Annotated in this window: 17 protein-coding genes; 11 read left to right on the forward strand and 6 right to left on the reverse strand. The window is 54.3% G+C overall.

Annotated elements, in window-relative coordinates:
- The first annotated feature begins 21 nt into the window (after positions 1–21).
- The 7 genes from DK507_RS02205 (at position 22) to DK507_RS02235 (ending at position 7,881) form a co-directional block, all read left to right on the forward strand.
- Positions 22–981, forward strand: a complete 960-nt coding sequence (locus DK507_RS02205) for an L-threonylcarbamoyladenylate synthase (RefSeq protein ID WP_109354478.1) — start codon at positions 22–24, stop codon at positions 979–981.
- Positions 982–1,091: 110 nt separating this feature from the next.
- Positions 1,092–1,814: an aquaporin Z gene (gene aqpZ / locus DK507_RS02210; RefSeq protein WP_109354479.1), complete on the forward strand. Its 723-nt coding sequence runs from the start codon at positions 1,092–1,094 to the stop codon at positions 1,812–1,814.
- A gap of 141 nt (positions 1,815–1,955) precedes the next feature.
- Entirely contained in the window at positions 1,956–3,005 is a 1,050-nt protein-coding gene (locus tag DK507_RS02215) for an efflux RND transporter periplasmic adaptor subunit (RefSeq protein WP_109354480.1), read from the forward strand.
- 35 nt (positions 3,006–3,040) lie between these two features.
- Complete coding sequence (locus DK507_RS02220) at positions 3,041–6,124, forward strand: efflux RND transporter permease subunit (RefSeq protein ID WP_109354481.1); 3,084 nt, start codon at positions 3,041–3,043, stop codon at positions 6,122–6,124.
- A gap of 9 nt (positions 6,125–6,133) precedes the next feature.
- Positions 6,134–6,667, forward strand: coding sequence for a peptide-methionine (S)-S-oxide reductase MsrA (gene msrA / locus DK507_RS02225; protein WP_174209011.1), 534 nt, complete (start codon positions 6,134–6,136; stop codon positions 6,665–6,667).
- A 4-nt stretch (positions 6,668–6,671) separates the two neighbouring features.
- Positions 6,672–7,547 (forward strand): UTP--glucose-1-phosphate uridylyltransferase, encoded by an 876-nt coding sequence (locus tag DK507_RS02230; protein WP_174209015.1) that lies wholly within the window; start codon positions 6,672–6,674, stop codon positions 7,545–7,547.
- Positions 7,548–7,611: 64 nt separating this feature from the next.
- The gene (locus tag DK507_RS02235; RefSeq protein ID WP_109354484.1) at positions 7,612–7,881 is read left to right on the forward strand and encodes a DUF6726 family protein; all 270 of its coding nucleotides are present in this window, start codon (positions 7,612–7,614) and stop codon (positions 7,879–7,881) included.
- A 13-nt stretch (positions 7,882–7,894) separates the two neighbouring features.
- Here the strand turns inward: DK507_RS02235 and DK507_RS02240 are convergent, their stop codons facing one another.
- The 3 genes from DK507_RS02240 to DK507_RS02250 form a co-directional block, all read right to left on the reverse strand.
- Positions 7,895–8,935, reverse strand: a complete 1,041-nt coding sequence (locus DK507_RS02240) for a M48 family metallopeptidase (protein ID WP_109354485.1) — start codon at positions 8,933–8,935, stop codon at positions 7,895–7,897.
- Positions 8,936–9,616: a LysE family translocator gene (locus tag DK507_RS02245; protein ID WP_109354486.1), complete on the reverse strand. Its 681-nt coding sequence runs from the start codon at positions 9,614–9,616 to the stop codon at positions 8,936–8,938.
- Positions 9,617–9,808: 192 nt separating this feature from the next.
- On the reverse strand, positions 9,809–10,699 hold the full coding sequence (locus DK507_RS02250; protein ID WP_109354488.1) for a LysR family transcriptional regulator: 891 nt from the start codon (positions 10,697–10,699) through the stop codon (positions 9,809–9,811).
- Between the two features lie 148 nt (positions 10,700–10,847).
- On the opposite strand from DK507_RS02250, the gene DK507_RS02255 reads away from it, so the two are divergent.
- Together DK507_RS02255 and wrbA are read left to right on the forward strand one after the other, a co-directional pair.
- A complete protein-coding gene (locus DK507_RS02255; RefSeq protein WP_109354489.1) occupies positions 10,848–11,564 on the forward strand; it encodes a pirin family protein in 717 nt (238 codons plus the stop codon).
- Between the two features lie 78 nt (positions 11,565–11,642).
- Positions 11,643–12,242 carry an NAD(P)H:quinone oxidoreductase gene (gene wrbA, locus DK507_RS02260; RefSeq protein ID WP_109354490.1) on the forward strand — a complete coding sequence of 200 codons (600 nt, stop codon included), beginning with the start codon at positions 11,643–11,645 and terminating at the stop codon, positions 12,240–12,242.
- A 78-nt stretch (positions 12,243–12,320) separates the two neighbouring features.
- Here the strand turns inward: wrbA and rpoC are convergent, their stop codons facing one another.
- The 3 genes from rpoC to DK507_RS02275 form a co-directional block, all read right to left on the reverse strand.
- Positions 12,321–16,598: a DNA-directed RNA polymerase subunit beta' gene (gene rpoC, locus DK507_RS02265; RefSeq protein ID WP_109354492.1), complete on the reverse strand. Its 4,278-nt coding sequence runs from the start codon at positions 16,596–16,598 to the stop codon at positions 12,321–12,323.
- Positions 16,599–16,663: 65 nt separating this feature from the next.
- The gene (gene rpoB / locus DK507_RS02270; protein WP_367889543.1) at positions 16,664–21,202 is read right to left on the reverse strand and encodes a DNA-directed RNA polymerase subunit beta; all 4,539 of its coding nucleotides are present in this window, start codon (positions 21,200–21,202) and stop codon (positions 16,664–16,666) included.
- Between the two features lie 161 nt (positions 21,203–21,363).
- Positions 21,364–22,035 carry a hypothetical protein gene (locus DK507_RS02275; protein ID WP_109354494.1) on the reverse strand — a complete coding sequence of 224 codons (672 nt, stop codon included), beginning with the start codon at positions 22,033–22,035 and terminating at the stop codon, positions 21,364–21,366.
- Between the two features lie 147 nt (positions 22,036–22,182).
- Here DK507_RS02275 and DK507_RS02280 point away from each other — a divergent pair, with 147 nt between their 5' ends.
- Together DK507_RS02280 and DK507_RS02285 are read left to right on the forward strand one after the other, a co-directional pair.
- Complete coding sequence (locus tag DK507_RS02280; RefSeq protein WP_109354495.1) at positions 22,183–22,749, forward strand: DUF2975 domain-containing protein; 567 nt, start codon at positions 22,183–22,185, stop codon at positions 22,747–22,749.
- Positions 22,749–22,970 (forward strand): helix-turn-helix transcriptional regulator, encoded by a 222-nt coding sequence (locus DK507_RS02285; protein ID WP_109354496.1) that lies wholly within the window; start codon positions 22,749–22,751, stop codon positions 22,968–22,970. The genes DK507_RS02280 and DK507_RS02285 overlap by 1 nt, the downstream gene beginning before the upstream one ends.
- Position 22,971 lies beyond the last annotated feature (1 nt).

Raw genomic sequence — 22,971 nt, forward strand, 5'->3', positions numbered from 1 at the left:
GCTGGGCTATAGCGCCCTATCATGCCCGGCTCAAATGATCATATTGACGATAATGCGCGACGTTACGGCACACAGGCGATATCCGCCGCTGCTGAGCGATTGCGGTCGGGTGGACTGGTCGCTGTTCCCACCGAAACCGTCTATGGGCTGGCTGCCGATTCGACCAACGCCAGCGCGATAGCAGACATATACCGAACCAAGGGTCGGCCGGATTTCAATCCATTGATTGTCCATGTGCCGAGTACCGAAGCCGCCGGGGAACTGGGCTTGCTCAATGGTCTGGCGAACAAACTGGCCAAAGATTTCTGGCCTGGGCCATTGACCTTGGTCGTTCCCAAAACGCCAGATTGCCCGGTAGCCCCCGCCGTAACGGCCGGTCTCGACACCATCGCCTTACGCTGCCCGGCACATCCCTTGATGCAGAAATTGCTCAACATATCAGGGCTATTCCTTGCCGCTCCATCCGCCAACAAAAGCGGTGGCATTAGCCCGACAAAGCCGCAGCATGTCGAACATAGCTTGGGTAAGGCCGCACCCATGATACTGAATGGCGGCCCCTGTGAAAGCGGCATAGAGTCAACCATTGTCGCGATCAGGGGTGACGACTATCAGATATTGCGCCCAGGCCCTGTGACATCAGACCAGCTGCAGGCAAGCACAGGCAAGACGGCAGTCAATCATCAAGGTGAAAAGATCGAAGCCCCGGGGCAGCTTGCCAGCCATTATGCACCCAATAAATCTGTGCGCCTTGATGCGACACAAGCGGGCCCCGATGACTATCATATCGGTTTTGGCGACATAGCTGGCGATACAAACCTTTCTGTCAACGGCGACCTGGCTGAAGCGGCGGCAAATTTATTCGCCGCCCTGCATGTTGCCGACGCCAGCGATCGCCCGCTTATTGCTGTCGCCCCCGTTCCGAGCACCGGTATTGGCGCAGCCATAAATGACCGGTTGAACCGCGCGGCCCAAAAAGGTTGATCTTTTACATAGGTTTACGCCCTCAGATTAGGAAATTCAGCTGAATTACGGTAAATAGCGGACGCGCAGCTCAATAGAGGCTGTGAACATTTCTTGGGGAGGTCAAGAATATGACGGCTATACAAAAATCATTAGCAGAGTTTCTAGGTACATTTTGGCTTGTTTTTGGCGGGTGTGGAAGCGCGGTTATCGCTGCGGCATTTCCGGATGTTGGTATCGGCCTTTTGGGCGTTTCGCTGGCTTTTGGTCTGACCGTGGTCACCATGGCTTATGCCATTGGGCATATTAGTGGTTGTCACCTCAATCCAGCCGTGACCATCGGCCTTTGGGCTGGCGGGCGCTTTCCGGCCAATGAAATTCCGGTCTATATTATCGCGCAAGTCGTCGGCGCAGTTGCAGCGGCGGCGGCACTTTATGTCATAGCATCCGGCAATGCCGACTATGATATCGCGATTAATGGTCTGGCGTCCAATGGTGTCGGTGAAAATTCACCTGGAGGTTACACAATGGGCGCAGGGGTAGCGATTGAGATATTGCTGACATTCTTTTTCCTGATGATCATTTTGGGTGCAACTGATGGTCGTGCACCAGCTGGTTTTGCGCCGTTGGCAATTGGTCTCGGACTGACGCTCATCCACCTGATCAGTATCCCGGTGACGAACACGTCGGTCAATCCGGCGCGAAGCACCGGCCCTGCGCTGATCGAAGGCGGGATTGCTCTGTCGCAGCTCTGGATATTCTGGGTCGCGCCCATTGTTGGCGCCATACTGGCAGGAATTACCTACAAAATTGTTGGTGGCGATGGTCAAAATACTGCCGACACAAAAGACTAATATTCTCATCAACATATTACGAAAAAACCAGGGGGCCGGTCGTATGATCCGGCCCTTTTCATTGCAAATCGCAATTTTCTGTTGGTCACGGCCGTTTCGCGACTTATGAAGGGTCGTCGGGAGGGGACGAGATAGGAATATATGGCGGGGCGTACTCAAAAATCTCTGGCGTTAATAGCGACGGTTTTGTTGTTCGGTTGCAGTGGAACCGAGGAGGAAGAACCGAAGGACCGAGACCCTATTCCGGCAGCAACAATCACCGTCCAAGCCGCTAGCCAGAATGAAACCATAACCGCCGCCGGCACTGTACGTTTACGGCGGGAAACGGAATTGGGGTTTACGACATCGGGGCAAGTTGCGTCGGTGCGCTATGAAGAAGGCGACCGGGTTAAACGTGGTGCTACTCTGGCAGCGCTGGACAACAGCACCGTGTCTGCAAATCTGGAATCGGCTCAGGCAGAACTGGATCGGACAGAAGCGGATTTTGAACGGATCAAGTCGCTATTTGCCGATGGCTGGGTCACCAAAGCGCGCCTGGAACAGGCCGAGGCGGCGATGCGTGCCGCCAAGGCGCAGGTCAACGCCAACAGTTTTGCAAGCAGAACGTCCCATATTCATGCGCCAAGTAACGGCATCATTCTGAGCAGAAATATCGATGTGGGGCAAATTGTGAACGCCGGAACAACCGTCCTGGTCCTCGGTGAAACAGACAAGGGCTTTGTATTGAAAGTCCCGTTGACCGATGCCGATGCATCCCGCGTTCGGGTTGGAATGCGCGCCAATGTGACGATATCTGCGGTTTCAGACGAACCCTTCGAGGCTGTTGTCAGTGAAAAGGATGGCCGGGCGGACGAGCAGACCGGAACCTTTGAGATCAGCTTCCTGCTGCCCGCCAATGAGCGGCTTCGTTCCGGTCAGTTGGGCACGGTTGATATTGAAGTGTCACGCGACAGCGATGGATCTGTCGCTGTTCCGGCAACTGCAATATTTGGTGTGCGGTCCGGCGAAGGCCTGGTCTACGTCGTAGACGAGAAAAAACGGGTCAAAGCGCGCAACGTTATCATCGGCAAACTGACTGACAAAAGTCTGGAAATATCCTCCGGACTAGCAGAGGGCGACGTTGTGGTTGCGCGCGGCGTCGAAAAATTACGCGATGGTAATGTCATTAAGCCGATCAGAACGAAAAAATGATAAGACCCCCATATTCTTTGGCGAGATTCCTATAGATGCTTGCTAAGTTCGTCATAGAGCGCTGGCAGCTGTCCCTTATCCTGTTCGCGCTACTTGTCGTGCTGGGTATCAGCGCCCTGTCGAATATTACCCGCGCCGTTGATCCGCATTTCCCCATTCCCGTTGTCAGCATCATCGCCATTCTGCCCGGCGCCGATGCACAGGATATGGAAGAGACTATTGCCAAGCCGATCGAGGAGGCTGTTCAAAGCCTGGATGATATAAAGGAAGTCCGGTCCAACAGCACCGACGGTGGCAGCACAATCACAGTCGAATTTACCGATTGGACCGGGGATGTGGAAGGCTATTTTGACGATGTTGTTCGCGAAGTGAATGCCATTCGCGAAACATTGCCCCAAAATCTCCAACGTCTGGAATTCCGCAAGGTTCGCACCACGGAGGCCGCGGTGCTGCAACTCGCTCTGGTCAGCGAAACCGCGTCATGGCGGCGGCTGGAAAAATATGCTGATGATCTGGTTGATAATCTGACGCGCTATCCCGGCGTTCGCGAAGCGCGGATATTTGGCCTGCCGCAACCAGAAATCAGCGTCGAGATTGATGCAGCGCGCCTGTCAGAACTGCAGGTCCCGGCAAGCGCGGTTGCGGATGCTTTGAGACAAGGCGGGATCGAGCTTCCCGGTGGAGCTGTGCAAAGTGGCAATCGGCGGCTCAATGTCAAAGCGGGTGGCGCTTTTCGCAGTCTGGAAACCATTCGCAATTTACCGCTGCGCGCAGCGGGAGGCGCATTGCTGACCGTTCAAGATGTAGCAAGTGTCAAATGGGGCGCGGCCGAGCAAATTTACCGCACACGGCATAACGGCAAACGCGCCATAGTCGTGACCGCCACGCAAAAAGACGGCATCGATGTAACCAGGTTACGGAAAGAACTGGAATCAGAACTGGTCAATCAAAAGGCCACTCTGCCCGCGGATATCAAACTGGCATTGCAATTTGACCAGAGCCGCGATGTCACGCGCCGTTTAAATGAACTGACACGCGACTTTGCCATCGCAGTCGGGTTGGTGATTTTCACCTTATTGCCGCTTGGTCGGCGCGCATCGGCCATGGTGATGATTTCTATCCCCTTGTCTTTGGCATCAGGTCTGCTCGTTCTCTATGCAATGGGTTATAATCTCAGCCAGCTTTCCATCGCCGGGTTCATTGTCTCACTGGGCCTTTTGGTCGATGACTCGATTGTTGTCACAGAAAATATCGCGCGCCATCTGCGCATGGGAAAAACACGAACGCAGGCGGCTATCGAAGCCACTTTGGAGATTCGCGGCGCTGTTATCGGATCCACTTTCGTTCTTATCTTCGCTTTTGCGCCACTGCTCTTCCTGCCGGGTGGGGCGGGCTCATATACCCGTTCCTTTTATCTCGCGATCATGATGACCGTGGCGGCATCTCTGGTCATTTCATTATCGTTGATCCCGTTTCTGGCCAGTCGCTTGTTGCGCCGGGATGAAAATCCGGAGGGCAACGCCCTGCTCCGCTGGCTGAATGACAGAATACAGACCTTCTACAGCCCGCTCTTGCATATCGCTCTGGGTGCACCGCGGCGGACTGTTTCTATAGCCATGCTGCTATGCATTTCTGCCTTCGCATTGGTGCCGCTTATGGGTTTCTCGCTTTTCCCAAATTCTGATTCTCCCTATTTCCGGGTATCCGTGGAAACCGAACAGGGCAGCAGCCTGAATCAAACCGGTGAGATAGTCAGCCAGGTCGCTAAGATCATGGAGGCAGAACCATCAATTAAAGTCCGGGCGGAAAATATCGGCGCTGGCAATCCGCAGGTATTCTACAATGTTTTTGTCAGTGCAGAGCGCAGCAACTATGGTGAAGTGCTGGCGGTGCTTGATTATTGGGACGCAGACGACGGACCGGAAATGGTCGAGCGCTTGCGGACGAAATTTGATGCAATTGCCGGCGCACGCATAAAATTGGAACCCTTTCAAAATGGTCCGCCGATTGAAGCACCCGTTGCCATTGAGATATCTGGGCCACAGCTCGATGTCCTCAAAAATCTGGCCGGGCAGGTTGAGGACATCCTGCGCGACACCAAGGGCGCCAGAGACATTGATAACCCGATCAGAACAGACAAAGTAGATCTTGATATCGGACTGGACGAGAGAAAAGCCGCATTGCTTAACATCCCGCCGGGAGAAGCACGCCGGGCGATTCAATTGGCGATAAGCGGCGAACGGGCGGCGACTTTTCGGGATGAGGAAGGCGATAATTATCCGGTCACGGTGCGCTTGCCGCTCAAGGAAACGCAGCCTGTGTCGGTCCTGGATGATATTTATCTGGCCACACGCAGTGGTGATCCGGTCGCGTTGTCACAAGTCACCAATCCCAAACTCACCAACGTACCTCCGCAAATTCAGCGCCGCCAGTTGGAACGATCCGTTACTGTCACAGCGCAGCTCGAATATAATGAAGTTGCGTCCATCGTGACCAACGAGGCGGTGACGGAAATCCAGAAAATCGATTTTCCAGAGGGCTATTCTTTCTCCATTGGCGGGGAGAGCGAGTCTATCGGCGACACATTTGGTGATCTGGGTCCGATTGTTTTCACCGCCATTCTTTTGATATTGGCGATTCTAGTTGCCGAATTTGGTCGCTTCAGAGAGACAATCGTGGTTGCAGGCGTCATTCCACTGGGCACATTTGGTGGATTGATTGCCCAATATCTGACAGGTGAAGCGCTGAGCTTTATGGGCGTAATCGGCTTCATTGCCTTGATTGGCATAGAGATTAAAAACTCCATCCTGCTCGTCGATTTTACCGCCCAGTTGCGGGAACGCGGCATGCCTTTGCGGGAAGCCATTGAAAAAGCGGGTGAGGTCCGGTTCCTGCCAGTGTTGTTGACATCCGTTACAGCCATTGGCGGTTTGCTACCTTTGGCCTTGCTGGGTGGAACTCTCTACGCACCGGTCGCGATCATCATTATCGGTGGTCTGATAAGCTCGACCTTGCTTTCCCGCGTTGTGACCCCAGCTATGTACTTGCTTATTGCGCGGCGTGATGAGGAACAGAAAAATGGCGGCACCCCTGTCCCCGACCAAGTGGCGTCCGCCTAAAAGGAGTTTATGACAATGCAGGAAGCGATTTTTGCCGGTGGCTGTTTCTGGTGCACCGAAGCAGTGTTCAATGACATAGCTGGCGTGCACAGCGTCGAAAGCGGTTATATTGGCGGGGATAATGCCAATCCCACCTATCGTCAGGTCTGCTCTGGTACGACCGGCCATGCGGAAGGGATTAAAATCGGATTTGATCCTGATGTGGTGAGCTATGACGATCTGCTCGATATCTTCTTTGCAACCCATGATCCGACCCAGCTGAACCGGCAGGGTAATGACATCGGAACGCAATATAGATCGGCTATCTTTCCTTTGGATGATGATCAGCGCGCTGCGGCTGTCGCGGGCATAGAACGGGCGGGCTCAGAGCGTTCGGAACCCGTTGTAACCACGATAGAAGGGCCGGCAACCTGGTATGTAGCAGAGGATTATCACCAGCAATATTGGGCGGATGAAGGACGCGGCAATCCTTATTGCGTAGCAACCATCCCGCCGAAATTGCAAAAGCTGCGCACCAGTTTTGCGGATAAACTGAAGGATTGAAGCCATTTCCATGAAACCGATCAAGAAAGCCGTTTTCCCCGTCGCCGGCATGGGTACCCGTTTCCTGCCCGCGACCAAGGTCATGCCGAAAGAACTGTTCCCGATCGTTGACCGCCCGCTGCTGCAATATGCAGTGGATGAGGCGCTGGAAGCCGGTATCGAACAGATGATCTTCGTCAATGGACGCGGCAAGGGCATGATCGAGGATCATTTCGATCTTGCTTATGAGCTGGAACGCACGATGGGTGATCGCGGCAAAGATGGTTCGGTGCTTGATGGTACCCGCCTGACGCCCGGCAACAGCGTCTTTGTTCGGCAACAGGAGCCACTTGGGCTAGGTCATGCAATCTGGTGCGCGCGGGATATTATCGGAGACGAACCTTTCGCGATCTTCCTGCCAGATGAATTCATGGTCGGCAGCCCCGGCTGTATGAAGCAGATGGTCGACGCCTATGAGAAGCTTGGCGGCAATGTCATCTGTGCGCTGGAGATCCCGATTGAGGATACACCCTCTTATGGGGTGATTGATCCGGGCTACCGCGATGGTCCAATCACCGAGGTAAAAGGACTGGTCGAAAAACCGGCCGCCGGCACCGCACCGTCCAACCTCATCCTGCCCGGTCGCTATATCTTGCAACCCGAAGTCATGCGTATCCTCGAGACGCAGGAAGCAGGCGCTGGTGGCGAAATCCAGCTGACCGATGCCATGGCGCAAATGATCGGCAAACAGCCGTTTCACGGAATGACCTTTGATGGCGCCCGCTATGATTGCGGTTCGAAAGCGGGCTATGTCGAAGCCAATCTGGCTCTCGCGCTCGCGCATCCCGAAATTGGTGATGACATCCGCACTGTTGCCGAGAAATTACTGGCAAAATCATAGGATTGCCAACTGTTCAGCTGGTCTTCATTGGCCGGAGCGCACAAGTCTGATTAAGGAGATTATCATGCGATCATCGTCCATTCTCTTGACAACAGTCGCCTTCGCCATGCTGAGCGGCTGCGTCGCCAGCAAAATTGTAACCGCTCCGTTCAAGGCCGCCGGCACGGTCGTTGAAACTGCGGTGGATGCCACTACACAGACAGAGTCCGAGAGAGAAGAAGATCTCGGTCGCAAGGTGCTCGCGGAACGCAAACGGGAACGCGATGCCTGCCTTGAACAGGCCGATACCAAGGCAGAGCGTAAAGAGTGCAAGCGCGCTTATAAGGAAGACTAAAGCGGATCACCGACTAGTTGGGTTCGCTTACCGCCAATAATGGCGGCGCATATTTTCCTGCAACAGCCTCCACCGCCTGCATTTTTGCAATTTCCTCTTCAAATAATTTCACCCGTTTCTTCCAGCGATAATGGGTGGATGCAGAGAAAATACCCTTGCCATGTTGCTTGCCATAGCGCGTCCAGAAACGGATTGCCGCTTTTGGATCATAGCCGGCATTAGCCATCAACCAGACTGATAACCGATCTGCCTCTATCTCTGCCGCCTTGATCCGCCCGGCACTCTTGCCAAATTGCCCGAAAAAGCCGCGATTGACCTTTTGTGCGTTCAGGCGTTCGCGGTGCTTCAGCAGGTTATGGGCCAGTTCATGAGCCGCGATTGCAGCGAGTTCATCATCATCCAGCACATATTCTGCTAGTGTTGATGAAATACTGACCATCTTTCCGTCGGCAGAAGCCTCGCGTTTGCCGCTGACCCGAATTTGAAACTGACTGGGACATGTCTCAACAGGCGCCAAGGTGATCATCTGATTGACGCCGCCCCTTTGCACCACAAGCTCTGCCTGACCGTCGACACCCGCCTCCATCAACGTCGCTTTCACCGCCGCAATCCGTCGATATTCCGGCTTCTCCTTGGCCAGTTTTTCAGTATCGACCGCAATATCCTGCACCGCTATCCCGTCAATGGCTTTCAGACCATCACCCGCTGCCAGTTCGGCGATGGCAGCCGGACTATCGGGAGCAACCGCGTTAATGGCGATCGGGCTAGTAAAACCAAAGGCAAATCGCGCCGTCGCTGGGTCGCCATATTGTTCGATATCATGCAGCAGGACACCCAGATGCGGGACGGTCTCTTTGCAAAATTCCGCGTTGGCCGAGACCAGTCGATAGCCGGTAGCATGCATGCGCTGGTCAAGCAGCTGCAAGGATTTAAGCGCCAGCACAGTTTGCGCATCCATCGCCTGACCTTCCGGTGACTCTGCTTTGCCTGACGCCGGTTGCACAGCCAGAGTGGCGATAGAAAGAAGGTATAGAGAGCGCACCATAGGCCTCATCTAACCGAACCCGCCTTTCACGCCGTTGAACGCCAGATCAATGCCGGCCTCTTCGAGATTCAGGAAGGCCATGACAAGCGCCACACAAACCAGGACGGCGGCCGCCACATATTTGAAGATATCCTGTACCCGGTCGGCGTTGCCCAGGCTGCGCGCACGTGACGCCAGCGCCGCGTAGAAGGTCAGACCAGCCGTTTCGGTGAATATGGTCAGTCCAGCCAATATCCCGAACTGCACCCACAAATTACCAGCCGGGTCAACAAAGGGGGGGATGATGACGGTGTAAAAGAATAACGCCTTGGGATTGGACATATGCACGGCCAAACCGCTCAGGAAACCGCGCTTGAACCCCTCTGCGGTGGCTGCGGAGCCGTTGAGATTCTGCCTTGCCCCGCGAAGCATGGCGATGCCCAACCAGGCCAGATAGGCCACCCCTAACCAACGCAGGACCGCATAGGCAGAAGGGAATGCCTGTATCATCGCGATCAAGCCAAAGGCGGTCAGCGCATACCAGATGAAGTTCCCAACGTTGATCCCGACAATTGGCCCGAGCGCGCCTCGCATACCCCCCTGCCGCCCCGCAGGCAGGGCGTGGCTGACCGTCACCATGGTCGCCGGCCCCGGCGTAAAACAGAAGGTGAGGTCGGTAATCAGGAAGAGCAGGATGGTTTCGAGCGGCATGGTCAGATAGGTTCATCCATCTCAATATGAACGGGTTTATGCAGTTTCGACACAGAATCGCCCAAAATTTTACACCCTGTTTTCCTGGCGACGAAAAGCGCCCATGCTGCCGACCATCGCGCATCTGATATCTGGAAAACCATATAGGAACCGCTTGATGTAGGACAGTAGATTTTACCGTTGCCGCCGTGCTCAGCGAAGATGTTTTTTTAAATGATTGATCAGCGCATTGACCCGAGCGGGGCGATGAGGCGATGGTGGCATCATCAGGTTGAGCGCTATCTCATTGAAGCTCCAGTCAGGCAATATGACCTCCAAAGCCCCGCTATCAATCGCGTCCTGGCATAAAAAGTCCGGCAGATAGCCAATGCCGCGACCGGCAATCAACGCCGGCAGCATGATATCACCGTTGTTACTTCGGAACCGGCATCTGGGACGGACGGATGTTTTCTGTCCCTCCGGTCCTTTCATATTCCACATTTCCGGGTTGGGCACGTTGGAATAAAGAAAGCAATCATGGTCTACGAGCTCTTCTGGCCTAGTCGGCGTACCGCGGCGTTTCAGATAGTCCGGCGATGCAATGCAATGAACCTTCATTCCGCGCAGGCGAACGACACGCAAACTGCTATCCGGTAGCTCCGCGATACGAATGGCTACGTCAAAACCCTCTTCCACGAGATCAACCCGGGCATCGTTAAGCTGCACATCGACCGCTATCTCGGGATATTCACACATGAAATCGGCGATGACCGGTGCCAGATGGGACAGCCCAAAGCTGAGCGGCGCGGCTAACCGGATCTGTCCGCGCAGTAAATGAGCAGTGTCGCGCGCAGCCTCCATCGCCGCCTCTCCATCCACTGCTATCGCCTGTGCGTATGGCAGTAGTGCTTTCCCCGCGGTGGAGAGGGATATTTTCCGGGAGGTGCGATGAAATAATACCGTGCCGAGCGACTCCTCCAATCGTGTAACGGCCTTGGACACTGTCGGCTTGGAGATCGCGAGTTCGTGGGCAACGGCGGTAAAGCTGCCAAGCCGCGCCGCTGCTGCGAATATCGCCCATGCCTCAAAATCAGGAAGGTTCATGACTGTCGTATTATATAATGATAGGAAACAATCAATTTCTTTATATTCTATTTTAGAAACAAAAAAATCATCTTATCTCATTCTCAAGCACGACGGAAACGCCACCCGATAGGGAAAGCGGGGCCGACCGAAACACAGGAGAATGATTATGATCGAGAAACGCACATTTGATGAACTGGCCCACGTCAATCACGACTGGCTGCAGGCTAGGCACCATTTTTCCTTTGGCCGTTATTGGGACCCCGCCCGCATGGGCTTTGGTCCGATCCGTGTCTGGAATGATGACGAGATCGCTGCCCAGACAGGGTTTCCGATGCATCCGCACGAAAATATGGAAATCATCACCTATGTCCGGGAAGGGGCGATTACCCATCGCGACTCTCTCGGCAATGAAGGTCGCACCGCCGCAGGCGATGTTCAGGTGATGAGCGCTGGCACCGGCGTGACCCACAGCGAATATAATCTGGAAGACGAGCAGACACAGCTTTTCCAGATCTGGATCGAACCCCGCGCACCGGGTGGTGATCCGCGCTGGGATGCGAAAGCCTTTCCCAAGGGCGAGCGTGCCGGGCAACTCGAAATATTAGCCAGCGGTTTTGACGAGGACATCGACAGCGGCGCTCTCATGATCCGCGCCGATGCCCGGCTCTATGGCGCAACGCTGAAAGCAGGGGCCGTGATCCGGCACGACGTCGCCAAAGACGGCCATGTCTATCTGGTCGCTTCGGCTGGCACATTGCGGGTCAATGGCGAAGAGATTGCTGCCCGTGATGCCCTGGCTATTCGAGACATGGAATCGCTTGATATCGAAGCATTGGAAGATGCGGAACTCGTCTTTGTCGAGGCTTTTGAACAGCACAACTAACACCCGCGAAGGAGGGGCGCTTGCATATCCCCTGAACCACGAGCGCCCCTTCACTTAAACTCAAAAAGGAGAATGAAAATGACGAAGATACTGGTCCTATATTACTCATCCTATGGTCATGTAGATGCTCTGGCGCAGGCAATTGCAGACGGTGCGCGCGAGGCTGGTGCGGATGTGACCATCAGCCGCGTGCCGGAGTCCGTCCCACCAGAAGTGGCGCAGGCATCAGGTTTCAGCGCCAACGAAGAGCACCCTGTGATCGAACCCGACAGCTTGACTGACTATGATGGCATTATTGTTGGATCGCCAACCCGCTTTGGCCGCCTTTCAAGCCAGATGGCCTCCTTTTGGGATCGTACCGGCGGACTATGGATGAAAGGTGCGCTTGTCGGAAAAGTCGGCGCTTCCTTTACCTCCACCGGCTCGCAACATGGCGGTCAGGAAACGACACAATATTCGATCCTAAGCAATCTGCTCCACCACGGGATGACGATTGTCGGTCTGGACTATGGCTTTGCCGGACAAATGAACAGCGAGGAAATCGTCGGTGGCTCCCCCTATGGCGCATCGACAGTCGCCGGTGGTGACGGCAGCCGGACGCCACATCAAAACGATCTGGATGGCGCACGCTATCTGGGTGAGAAAGTGGCCCGGACAGCGGCCAAGCTGATCGCCTAAAAAAACATTTTGGACACGAAAAAGCCCCGCCGGATCTTCTCCAGCGGGGCTTTTGCTTTTCATACAAAGAGCGAGAAGTTATTTTTCCTCGTCACCCGTTTCGACCGGAGCCTCTTCAACCGCAACGTCCGCTGCTGGCGCTTCTTCTGCGGCTGGCGCATCGAACACTTCTTCCGCAGCAGGAGCCACAGCCGCTGCTTCTTCCGCTTTCAGATCATCGGCAGCAGCCATGGCATCAGCAATTTTCTGCTGTTGCGCCCGGAGCGCAGCGTCACGGCCGGTGGCCGCAATCCGTGCCCGGTTCATGCCAGCACCCGTACCAGCCGGGATCAAACGTCCAACAATCACGTTTTCTTTCAGACCGATGAGCGAGTCCTTCTTGCCTTCGACAGCCGCCTGGGTCAGCACCCGGGTGGTTTCCTGGAAAGAAGCCGCTGAGATGAACGACCGTGTCTGCAGGCTCGCCTTGGTGATGCCCAAGAGAACCGGCTTACCTTCGGCAGGAACCTGCTTCTTGGTCAGCTTCGCATTATATTCGAGCATCTCTTCCAGATCGACCTGTTCGCCGGGAAGAAGCGTTGTGTCGCCGCCATTGGTGATTTCAACTTTCTGCAGCATCTGACGAACAATCGTCTCGATATGCTTGTCGTTGATTTTCACGCCCTGCAGACGATAGACTTCCTGAATTTCCGCAACCAGATATTCAGCCAACGCTTCCACGCCCAAGACCTCAAGAATATCATGCGGATCAGGCGAACCGGAAACGAGGTTATCGCCCTTCTTCACGAAGTCGCCTTCCTGAACGTCGATGACTTTCGTCTTCGGCACCAGATATTCTACTGGTTCGCCTTCCTCGGGAACAATCGCGATCTTACGCTTGGCCTTATAGTCGCGCAGATATTCGACGCGGCCAGAAACCTTCGCAATGATTGAATTGTCTTTCGGAATACGTGCTTCGAACAACTCGGCAACACGTGGCAGACCACCGGTAATATCACGGGTCTTCGCAGCTTCGCGAGAAACACGTGCGATCACGTCACCAGCAACCACTTCCTGACCATCGGTCACGGAGAGTGTGGCGCCATTGGCCAGCATATACCGGCCAGCTTCACCGCTCTCGCTATCAAGCAGGGTCAAGCGCGGACGCAGATCCTCTTTGTTAGCGCCGCGGCCCGATGCACGATACTCGGTGATCACACGCTGTGCGATACCGGTTGCTTCATCGGTCTGCTCGGTCATCGTTTTGCCTTCGATGACGTCCTGATACTTGATGACACCCGGTTTCTCGGTAATCATCGGCATGGTGAATGGATCCCATTCGGCCAGACGATCGCCCAGTTTGACCTTCTGGCCATCCTTGACCAGCAGGCTGGTACCATATGGAAGTTTGTCAGCACTGCGCTCACGCCCTTCATCATCGATAACCGCGATTTCACCGGAGCGAGCGAGCGACAGGAACCGTCCGTTCTTGTCTTCGATCACCGGCATGTCACGATATTGCACCGTACCTTCGGCCACAGCTTCCAGATTGCTCTGCTCGTTAAGCTGTGCCGCACCGCCGATGTGGAAGGTCCGCATCGTCAGCTGCGTGCCTGGCTCACCGATGGACTGTGCCGCGATAACGCCAACAGCCTCACCGATATTCACCGGTGTACCGCGAGCAAGGTCACGGCCATAACAGGTCGCACAAACGCCCATTTTGGATTCGCAAACCAATGGCGAACGAATGCGTGCGGATTGGATACCGAGCTCTTCGATCACCTTGATGGCTGCTTCGTCCAGCAATGTGCCGGCCTTGATCACGACGCTATCGTCTTTGCTGTCAACAATATCTTCAGCCATGGTCCGGCCCAGGATACGTTCGCCAAGCGATGCGATAACCGAACCACCCTGGACGATGGCTTTCATCTCCAGTGCATTTTCGGTGCCGCAATCATTTTCGACAATCGTACAGTCCTGCGAAACGTCCACCAGACGCCGCGTCAGATAACCGGAGTTAGCGGTTTTCAGAGCGGTATCGGCGAGACCTTTACGCGCACCGTGGGTCGAGTTGAAATATTCGAGAACCGTCAGGCCTTCTTTAAAGTTCGAGATAATCGGTGTTTCAATAATCTCGCCCGAAGGTTTGGCCATCAGTCCGCGCATACCGCCCAGCTGCTTCATCTGGGCTGGGCTACCACGGGCGCCAGAGTGGCTCATCATATAGATGGCGTTAATCTGACGCTCACGGCCATGTTCGTCCTCTGGCGTCGCCGCCAGCTCGTCCATCATGGCGTTCGCCACCTGATCACCGCAACGGCTCCAGGCGTCGATCACTTTGTTATATTTTTCCTGCTGCGTGATCAGACCATCTTGATATTGCTGTTCATAGTCAGCAACCAAAGCGCGGGTCTCTTCAACCGTTGCATCTTTCGAGTCCGGAATGATCATATCATCCTTACCGAAGGAAATACCGGCCTTACACGCGTGGCGGAAACCAAGATCCATGATCGCATCCGCGAACAGCACCGTGTCTTTCTGGCCCGTGTGACGGTAAACCTGGTCAATCACGTCGCCGACCTCTTTCTTGGTCAGCAAGCGGTTCACAATGTCGAACGGAACCTTGTGTGATTTCGGCAGACATTCCGCAATCAGCAAACGGCCCGGTGTGGTTTCGAAACGCTTGAGGACAGGTTTGCCTTCCTCATCGGTTTGCGGAACCCGGGTGGTGATTTTGGAGTGCAAAGTCACCGCACCAATTTCCAGCGCCTGATGCACTTCAGCCATATCGGCCAGCATCATGCCCTCGCCTGGCTCGCCTTTGCGATCCATGGTGAGGTAATAGATGCCGAGAACCATATCCTGCGAAGGAACAATGATCGGTTTACCGTTGGCTGGTGACAGGATGTTGTTGGTCGACATCATCAGGACACGTGCTTCCAGCTGCGCCTCAAGGCTCAGTGGAACATGGACAGCCATTTGGTCACCGTCAAAGTCGGCGTTAAACGCTGAACAGACGAGCGGGTGAAGCTGGATCGCTTTACCTTCGATCAAGACCGGCTCAAATGCCTGAATGCCCAAACGGTGAAGTGTCGGTGCGCGGTTCAGCATAACAGGATGCTCGCGGATCACTTCTTCAAGGATGTCCCAGACTTCCTTGCGCTCTTTCTCGACCCATTTCTTGGCCTGTTTGAGCGTCATCGATAGGCCCTTGGCGTCGAGGCGCGCGTAGATAAATGGCTTGAACAATTCCAAGGCCATTTTCTTCGGCAGACCGCACTGGTGCAATTTCAGTTCAGGGCCGGTCACGATAACCGAACGACCGGAATAGTCGACGCGTTTACCCAACAGATTTTGACGGAAACGACCCTGCTTGCCTTTCAGCATATCGGACAGGGATTTCAGCGGACGCTTGTTCGCGCCGGTGATGGTACGACCACGACGGCCGTTGTCGAACAGCGCGTCAACAGATTCCTGCAACATGCGCTTTTCGTTGCGGACAATGATGTCCGGCGCGCGCAGTTCCATCAGGCGTTTCAAACGGTTGTTCCGATTAATAACCCGCCGATAGAGATCGTTGAGATCGGACGTTGCAAAACGGCCACCATCCAGCGGCACCAGTGGGCGCAGCTCTGGCGGGATCACTGGAATGATTTCGAGGATCATCCATTCCGGCTTGTTCCCGGATTCAATGAAGCTTTCGACAACCTTGAGGCGCTTGATGATCTTCTTGGGTTTCAACGTCGACTTGGTCGTCGCCAGCTCTTCCATCAGATCTTCTTTTTCACGCTCCAGATCGAGGTCCTGCAACATGATCTTGACGGCTTCCGCACCGATGCCGGCAGAGAAAGCGTCCTCGCCATATTCATCCTGCGCTTCAAGCATCTCGTCTTCGGTCAGCAGCTGGAATTTTTCCAGCGGCGTCAGACCGGGTTCGATAACCACATAGCTTTCGAAATAAAGCACTCGCTCGAGCTGCTTGAGCTGCATGTCGAGCAAAAGTCCGATGCGGCTTGGCAATGATTTCAGGAACCAGATATGCGCGACGGGAGCAGCCAGGTCGATATGACCCATGCGCTCACGGCGAACCTTGGTTACTGTGACTTCGACACCGCATTTCTCGCAGACAATGCCTTTATATTTCATGCGCTTATATTTACCGCACAGGCATTCGTAATCTTTGACAGGACCAAAGATACGCGCACAGAACAGGCCGTCACGCTCTGGCTTGAACGTCCGGTAGTTGATCGTTTCCGGCTTTTTAATTTCACCGAATGACCAGCTGCGGATACGCTCTGGTGAAGCAAGGCCGATTTGAATCTGGTCAAATGTTTCCGGCTTTGCGATCGGATTTGCGAAATTTGTTACTTGGTTCATATTCTATTCCTTCGGGGCCTTAGCCCAAAATTTGAAATGCTGGGAAGAGTGAGACGTTACCCGCCTTACTCCGCCGCAATCGCTACACCGTCATCATCATCGTCTTCATCTTCGTCACCGAAGCTGGAGAGTTCGACATTGAGACCAAGCGAACGCATTTCCTTGACCAGAACGTTAAAGCTTTCAGGCACACCGGCTTCGAAAGTATCGTCGCCTTTGACGATCGCTTCGTAAACCTTGGTCCGTCCGATCACGTCATCCGATTTGACCGTCAGCATTTCCTGCAGCGTGTAAGCCGCACCATATGCCTGCAGTGCCCAGACTTCCATTTCCCCGAAGCGCTGTCCGCCGAACTGGGCTTTACCGCCCAGAGGCTGCTGCGTAACGAGAGAATATGGTCCGATCGAACGGGCGTGGATCTTGTCGTCAACCAGGTGATGCAGTTTGAGCATATAGATATAGCCCACTGTCACCTTACGGTCGAACTTGTCTCCGGTCCGTCCGTCAAACAGGTTGACCTGACCGCTCCGATCCAATCCAGCAAGTTCCAGCATGTCGGAAACATCGCTTTCATGCGCACCATCAAACACCGGCGTTCCCATCGGAACACCATTGCGCAAGTGACCAACCATCTCGACAATCTCGGACGGCTCACGGGCATCAATATCTTCGTGATATTGCTCGCCATAAATGGTCTTGAGCCGCTCTTTCACCGCATCGGGCGGTGCTGCCGCCTGTGGATCGGGATTAGCCAGCTTCCATTCTTCGAGCGCTTTCGTCACCTGCTCGCCCAGACCACGTGCGGCCCAGCCCAAGTGAGTTTCGAAAATCTGGCCGACGTTCATACGTGATGGCACACCCAATGGGTTCAGCACGATATCAACCGGCGTTCCGTCTTCCAGGAACGGCATATCTTCTTGCGGAAGAATGCGGGAGATAACCCCTTTGTTTCCGTGACGGCCAGCCATTTTGTCACCAGGCTGCAACTTGCGTTTCACAGCGACAAAGACCTTGACCATTTTCAGGACGCCAGGAGACAGTTCGTCACCACGTTCCAGCTTCTCACGGCGATCTTCGAAACGTTCGTTAATTTCCTTGATCGCTTCGTCATATTGACCGCGGGTTGCTTCGAAGTCGGATTGAACCTTGTCATCCTTCACCGCGATTTTCCACCAGTCGGCATTGTCCAGTTCGGACAGGCTTTCGGCGGTAATCTCTGCGCCCTTCTTCATCGGCTTAGGCGCGGAAGTCGCAGTTTGGCCGATCAGCATGTCTTTCAAGCTGTTGAAGGTTGCACGGTTCAGAATGGCGCGCTCGTCATCACGGTCTTTCGTGAAGCGCGAAATTTCTTCGCGTTCAATAGCCAGCGCCCGCTCGTCCTTGTCGATGCCGTGGCGGTTAAACACACGAACCTCGACGACGGTCCCTGCAACGCCCGGAGGCAGACGCAGCGACGTGTCACGAACATCGGAAGCTTTTTCACCGAAGATCGCGCGGAGAAGCTTTTCTTCCGGCGTCATTGGGCTTTCACCCTTAGGCGTGATCTTACCGACAAGAATATCGCCCGGCTCGATTTCAGCACCGATATAAACGATACCCGCTTCGTCGAGGTTGCGCAGCGCTTCCTCTCCGACATTCGGAATATCGCGGGTAATATCTTCAGGACCCAGTTTCGTATCGCGGGCCATGACTTCAAATTCTTCGATATGGATCGAAGTGAAGACATCGTCTTTCACGATACGCTCGGAAATGAGGATACTATCTTCGTAGTTATAACCATTCCAGGGCATGAAGGCGACGAGGCTGTTTTTACCCAGTGCCAATTCACCCATATCAGTGGATGGACCGTCGGCCAGCGTATCACCTTCCTGAACAATATCGCCCACTTTCACCAGCGGACGCTGGTTGATGCAGGTGTTCTGGTTGGAACGCTGGAACTTCTGGAGGGTGTAGATGTCGACGCCGGACTTGCCTGCTTCGACGTCGCCCTTTGCGCGTATGACAATCCGCGTCGCATCGACCTGATCGACAATACCGCCGCGGCGGGCCGCAATCGCTGCGCCACTATCGCGAGCCACGGTTTCCTCCATACCGGTTCCGACAAATGGTGCCTCTGCTTTCACAAGCGGCACAGCCTGTCGTTGCATGTTCGATCCCATCAGGGCGCGGTTGGCGTCATCGTTTTCCAGGAACGGGATGAGCGAGGCTGCAACAGACACAAGCTGTTTCGGCGAAACGTCCATCAGGGTGATGTGATCGCGCGGAGCGATCAAAAATTCACCCGCTTCACGCGCCGAGACCAGCTCTTCAACAAAGCTGCCATCTGCATTGAGATCAGCATTGGCTTGAGCCACCGTATGCTTTTGCTCTTCCATCGCGGAGAGATAGACCACTTCATCGGTGACCTTGCCGTCCTTGATCTGGCGATAAGGCGTTTCGATAAAGCCATATTTGTTCACACGGCTGAACGATGCCAGCGAGTTGATCAGACCAATGTTCGGACCCTCCGGCGTTTCAATCGGACAGATACGACCATAATGGGTTGGGTGTACGTCGCGGACTTCGAAGCCGGCACGCTCACGCGTCAGACCGCCGGGCCCAAGCGCCGATACGCGGCGTTTATGGGTGACTTCCGAAAGCGGGTTGGTCTGATCCATAAACTGAGAGAGCTGCGAGCTACCAAAGAACTCACGAACGGTTGCAACAGCTGGCTTGGCGTTGATCAGATCGTTCGGCATCACGGTGGACACGTCAACGCTGGACATGCGTTCTTTAACCGCACGCTCCATACGCAGCAGGCCAACACGATATTGGTTTTCCAGAAGCTCTCCAACCGAACGTACACGCCGGTTCCCAAGGTTATCGATATCATCAACTTCGCCCTTGCCGTCTTTCAGATCGACCAGAGTTTTGACGACGGCCAAAATATCTTCTTTGCGAAGAACTGTGTAGTCGTCCGGCGCATCAAGATCGAGGCGCATATTGAGTTTCACACGACCAACGGCGGAAAGGTCATAGCGCTCAGGGTCAAAGAACAGGCCTTCGAACAGAGCCTCAGCCGTCTCGCGGGTTGGTGGTTCGCCAGGGCGCATGACGCGGTAAATGTCGGACAGTGCGCCATCACGGTCGTCTGCCTTGTCAACTTTCAGTGTGTTGCGGATCCATGGACCGGTTGTGACATGATCGATGTCAAGCAGCTCGAGCTGGTCAATGCCGGCACCGTCGAGCTTCTCAAGATTCTCAACCGTTACTTCATCACCCGCTTCGATATAAATCTCACCGGTTTTCTCGTTGATCAGGTCGAACGCGCTATAACGGCCGAAAATTTCTTCTGTTGGAATGACGACATTTTTCATGCCGTCTTTTTCAGCCTTGTTGGCACCGCGCGGCGTGATTTTGCTGCCGCTGGCGAAGACAACTTCACCGCTATCGGCATCGACAATGTCGAAGGTCGGCTTCTGACCGCGCCATTGCTCCGCTACGAAAGGAATGGTCCAGCCGTCTTTCGCGCGCTTGTAGACAATGCGCCCGTAAAATTCGTTGAGAATATCTTCTTCGGAATAGCCCTGTTTCAGGATGCCTGTGATTTCCGCACTCTTGGTCCGGCCTTCATCTTCAATCTTGCCCTGGATTTCGATCGCACCCATTGGCTCTTTGATCGTAATCCGGTTGCCTTCAACTTCAATGATTTCAGCAGGCTGCTTCATGCCGGCAACGCGCACCATTTCGCCAACCTTGAACGGCGGCTTTTTCTCTTTTACTTCGATGATCGCGTCACCCAGCGAACGCAGCAGCGCGGTCACAGGCAATTTACGTTTACGGTCGATACGAACGTTGACGATGTCTTTCGCATCAAATTCAAAGTCGAGCCACGAACCACGATAAGGAATAACGCGAGCAGCGAACAGGAACTTGCCAGAGCTGTGGGTCTTGCCGCGGTCATGGTCAAACAGCACACCGGGCGAACGGTGCATCTGACTGACAATAACACGCTCGGTGCCGTTGATGACGAACGTGCCGTTCTTGGTCATCAAGGGCATGTCGCCCATGTAAACGTCTTGCTCTTTAATATCGAGAACGGAGCGTGCTTCTGTTTCCGGATCGACTTCAAAGACGATCAGACGCAGCGTCACTTTCATCGGCGCTGCGTACGTAATGCCGCGCTGACGACATTCTTCGACATTATATTTGGGATCTTCGAGCTGGTAGTTGACGAAATCCATTTCGGCGGTGCCGGCAAAATCGCGGATCGGGAAAACGCTGCGCAGCGTTTTTTCCAGACCGGAAACATAACCGATCGAAGGATCGGAGCGCAGGAACTGCTCATATGATTCGCGCTGAACCTCGATGAGATTCGGCATATCGATGACTTCATGAATGTCGCCAAAGATTTTGCGGATACGCTTTTTTCGGGTCGGTGTGAGAGCCGTTGTCTTTACCGAAGATGCTTTCGTCGCCATGTATTTTTGCCTTCTCGCCATCACCGGATTTGCGTCACTTATGAAACGCTTAGCCGGTGGAAAACCAAATGTTGTGGGGCGCTCCAGAACAAAAAGCCACGGCCTCTCAAACCCGTTTCTTCGGGGAGGAGAGTCGCAGCTCATAGCGTCCTGAAAACCGGTCAGACTTCATTTCTTCTGGCGCGCCGCGCAACTGCACGCCCTGTCTCGAAATCTGTGGTGAGCGGCTCATATAGGGAGATGTTGGAAATCGGTCAAGGGAAGTCCGGCCCGTTGTTGGAGGAACTGGAGACAGTAGAGCGGTATCAAACCGGTTTGCCTTCATACCATTTGGTTGCCAGCACGCGGATCGCCCAAAATAGCATCACTAACAGGATGATGGGTTCTGGCGCAGACAATATGCCCGTGTCGCGAATGGTCTTGGGGAAAGCGGTCGCTCCCGGGCCAGTGAACAGGGAGCCGGCAGCAATGAAATAGGCAAAACACATGCGCCACAAATGCCGGGCAATACGCTGTTTACCCGCTATACCGCGCCGGGCGATCATCACTGCATCTCCCAACGCGGCCAACAGCGCCAGCGCGCCAAAAAAGTAATGCGGGAAAGCCGGCAATCCATCCTTCAGTCCATCTGGACTGTTTTGCGCCTCCAGACCGAACCACAATCCACCAGCCGCGACGCCCAGTGTGACGACCAATGCGACATAGTGGAACAGATTTATCCTTTCATCATTTTGCCGGGCCGCCATCCAGGATGTGATGACCAGATAGATGGTGAAAGCCCCAACCAGTACCGAAATAGCCATTGGAAGAACCAGAGCCAGATAGATCCCGGCGGCGGACATGATCGTCATGGTTATGAGAAAAACATTGCCGATGCCGCGATGCACTCGCGAACCTTTACGAACAATCAGAGCGGCAGCGCCAGCCAGCACGGCGATGGTGCCCATGCTGATATGAAGAAACATGATAAGCGTCATTGATGATATCCTCGGTCAAAGGTTTGATACGAGGGCCTATAAGCCGAAGTTTATTGATAATCAATAAATCACTTGACGTTTATCGATAAATCTGTATTGATAAGCAACGAAACATATATCGTAATTCAATAATCACTGGAGACTATCATGACAAATATCGCGGCCAAAGGAGAGGAAGATATCGTCCTGAAATCGGCACGCCTGCTGCTCGGCTTTTTTCGCCTGGCGGTGATCTTCGCATCTGTAGTTCTGGTGCTTTCATTGCCAGTCATGGCGATTTTCGGTCAGGAGATATTGGCTGATGTTGGTGAGCAGTTTGTGAACGCGCCACCGAACACTGTGCTTTGGGTGGCGGCCGGCTTTGTGTTCGTGATGCTGTTGATCATGCTGCTAAGTTATTTCACTATCGATCGACTGCGCAAAGTCCTCGCTTCCGTCCGCGAGGGTGATCCATTCAACCGGACCAATGGTCTGCGCCTGCGCGGTATGGGCATTGCCATTTTCGTGATTCAGATCCTGACCGGGGTGCTCGGCGCGTTGATCGGGGTTATAATCAGCTTGCTAGGCGAGGTCAAAGAAGGTGAGAAGATGGTGGTCTCTGGCGAATTTGGAATCTCGCTTTCGGGTATATTGCTGGTGCTGCTGCTGATCGTTCTGGCCCGGGTCTTTGACCGCGGCGCAGATATGCGCGACGAGCTGGACGGCACCATCTGATGTCCGTTCAGGTCAAACTCGACGATCTACTGCACGACCAGCGCATGACGCTGACCGAGCTTGCGGAACGAGTGGGTATCACCATCGCCAATCTGTCGATCCTGAAAACCGGCAAGGCAAAGGCAATCCGGTTCAGCACCTTGGATGCCATTTGCCGAGAGCTCAAATGTCAGCCTGGCGATATATTGCATTATGATGATGGTCAGAGCAACGGCGGTTGAC

The sequence above is a fragment of the Sphingorhabdus sp. EL138 genome (genome assembly GCF_900258045.1).
GTDB lineage: Bacteria > Pseudomonadota > Alphaproteobacteria > Sphingomonadales > Sphingomonadaceae > Parasphingorhabdus.

Bases quoted from the DNA above. Each gene is read 5' to 3' on its own strand.
- DK507_RS02205 (WP_109354478.1), top strand. From the start codon at position 22: ATGCCCGGCTCAAATGATCATATTGACGATAATGCGCGACGTTACGGC.
- aqpZ (WP_109354479.1), top strand. From the start codon at position 1,092: ATGACGGCTATACAAAAATCATTAGCAGAGTTTCTAGGTACATTTTGG.
- DK507_RS02215 (WP_109354480.1), top strand. From the start codon at position 1,956: ATGGCGGGGCGTACTCAAAAATCTCTGGCGTTAATAGCGACGGTTTTG.
- DK507_RS02220 (WP_109354481.1), top strand. From the start codon at position 3,041: ATGCTTGCTAAGTTCGTCATAGAGCGCTGGCAGCTGTCCCTTATCCTG.
- msrA (WP_174209011.1), top strand. From the start codon at position 6,134: ATGACAATGCAGGAAGCGATTTTTGCCGGTGGCTGTTTCTGGTGCACC.
- DK507_RS02235 (WP_109354484.1), top strand. From the start codon at position 7,612: ATGCGATCATCGTCCATTCTCTTGACAACAGTCGCCTTCGCCATGCTG.
- DK507_RS02240 (WP_109354485.1), bottom strand. From the start codon at position 8,935: ATGAGGCCTATGGTGCGCTCTCTATACCTTCTTTCTATCGCCACTCTG.
- DK507_RS02245 (WP_109354486.1), bottom strand. From the start codon at position 9,616: ATGCCGCTCGAAACCATCCTGCTCTTCCTGATTACCGACCTCACCTTC.
- DK507_RS02250 (WP_109354488.1), bottom strand. From the start codon at position 10,699: ATGAACCTTCCTGATTTTGAGGCATGGGCGATATTCGCAGCAGCGGCG.
- DK507_RS02255 (WP_109354489.1), top strand. From the start codon at position 10,848: ATGATCGAGAAACGCACATTTGATGAACTGGCCCACGTCAATCACGAC.
- wrbA (WP_109354490.1), top strand. From the start codon at position 11,643: ATGACGAAGATACTGGTCCTATATTACTCATCCTATGGTCATGTAGAT.
- rpoC (WP_109354492.1), bottom strand. From the start codon at position 16,598: ATGAACCAAGTAACAAATTTCGCAAATCCGATCGCAAAGCCGGAAACA.
- rpoB (WP_367889543.1), bottom strand. From the start codon at position 21,202: ATGAGCTGCGACTCTCCTCCCCGAAGAAACGGGTTTGAGAGGCCGTGG.
- DK507_RS02275 (WP_109354494.1), bottom strand. From the start codon at position 22,035: ATGACGCTTATCATGTTTCTTCATATCAGCATGGGCACCATCGCCGTG.
- DK507_RS02280 (WP_109354495.1), top strand. From the start codon at position 22,183: ATGACAAATATCGCGGCCAAAGGAGAGGAAGATATCGTCCTGAAATCG.
- DK507_RS02285 (WP_109354496.1), top strand. From the start codon at position 22,749: ATGTCCGTTCAGGTCAAACTCGACGATCTACTGCACGACCAGCGCATG.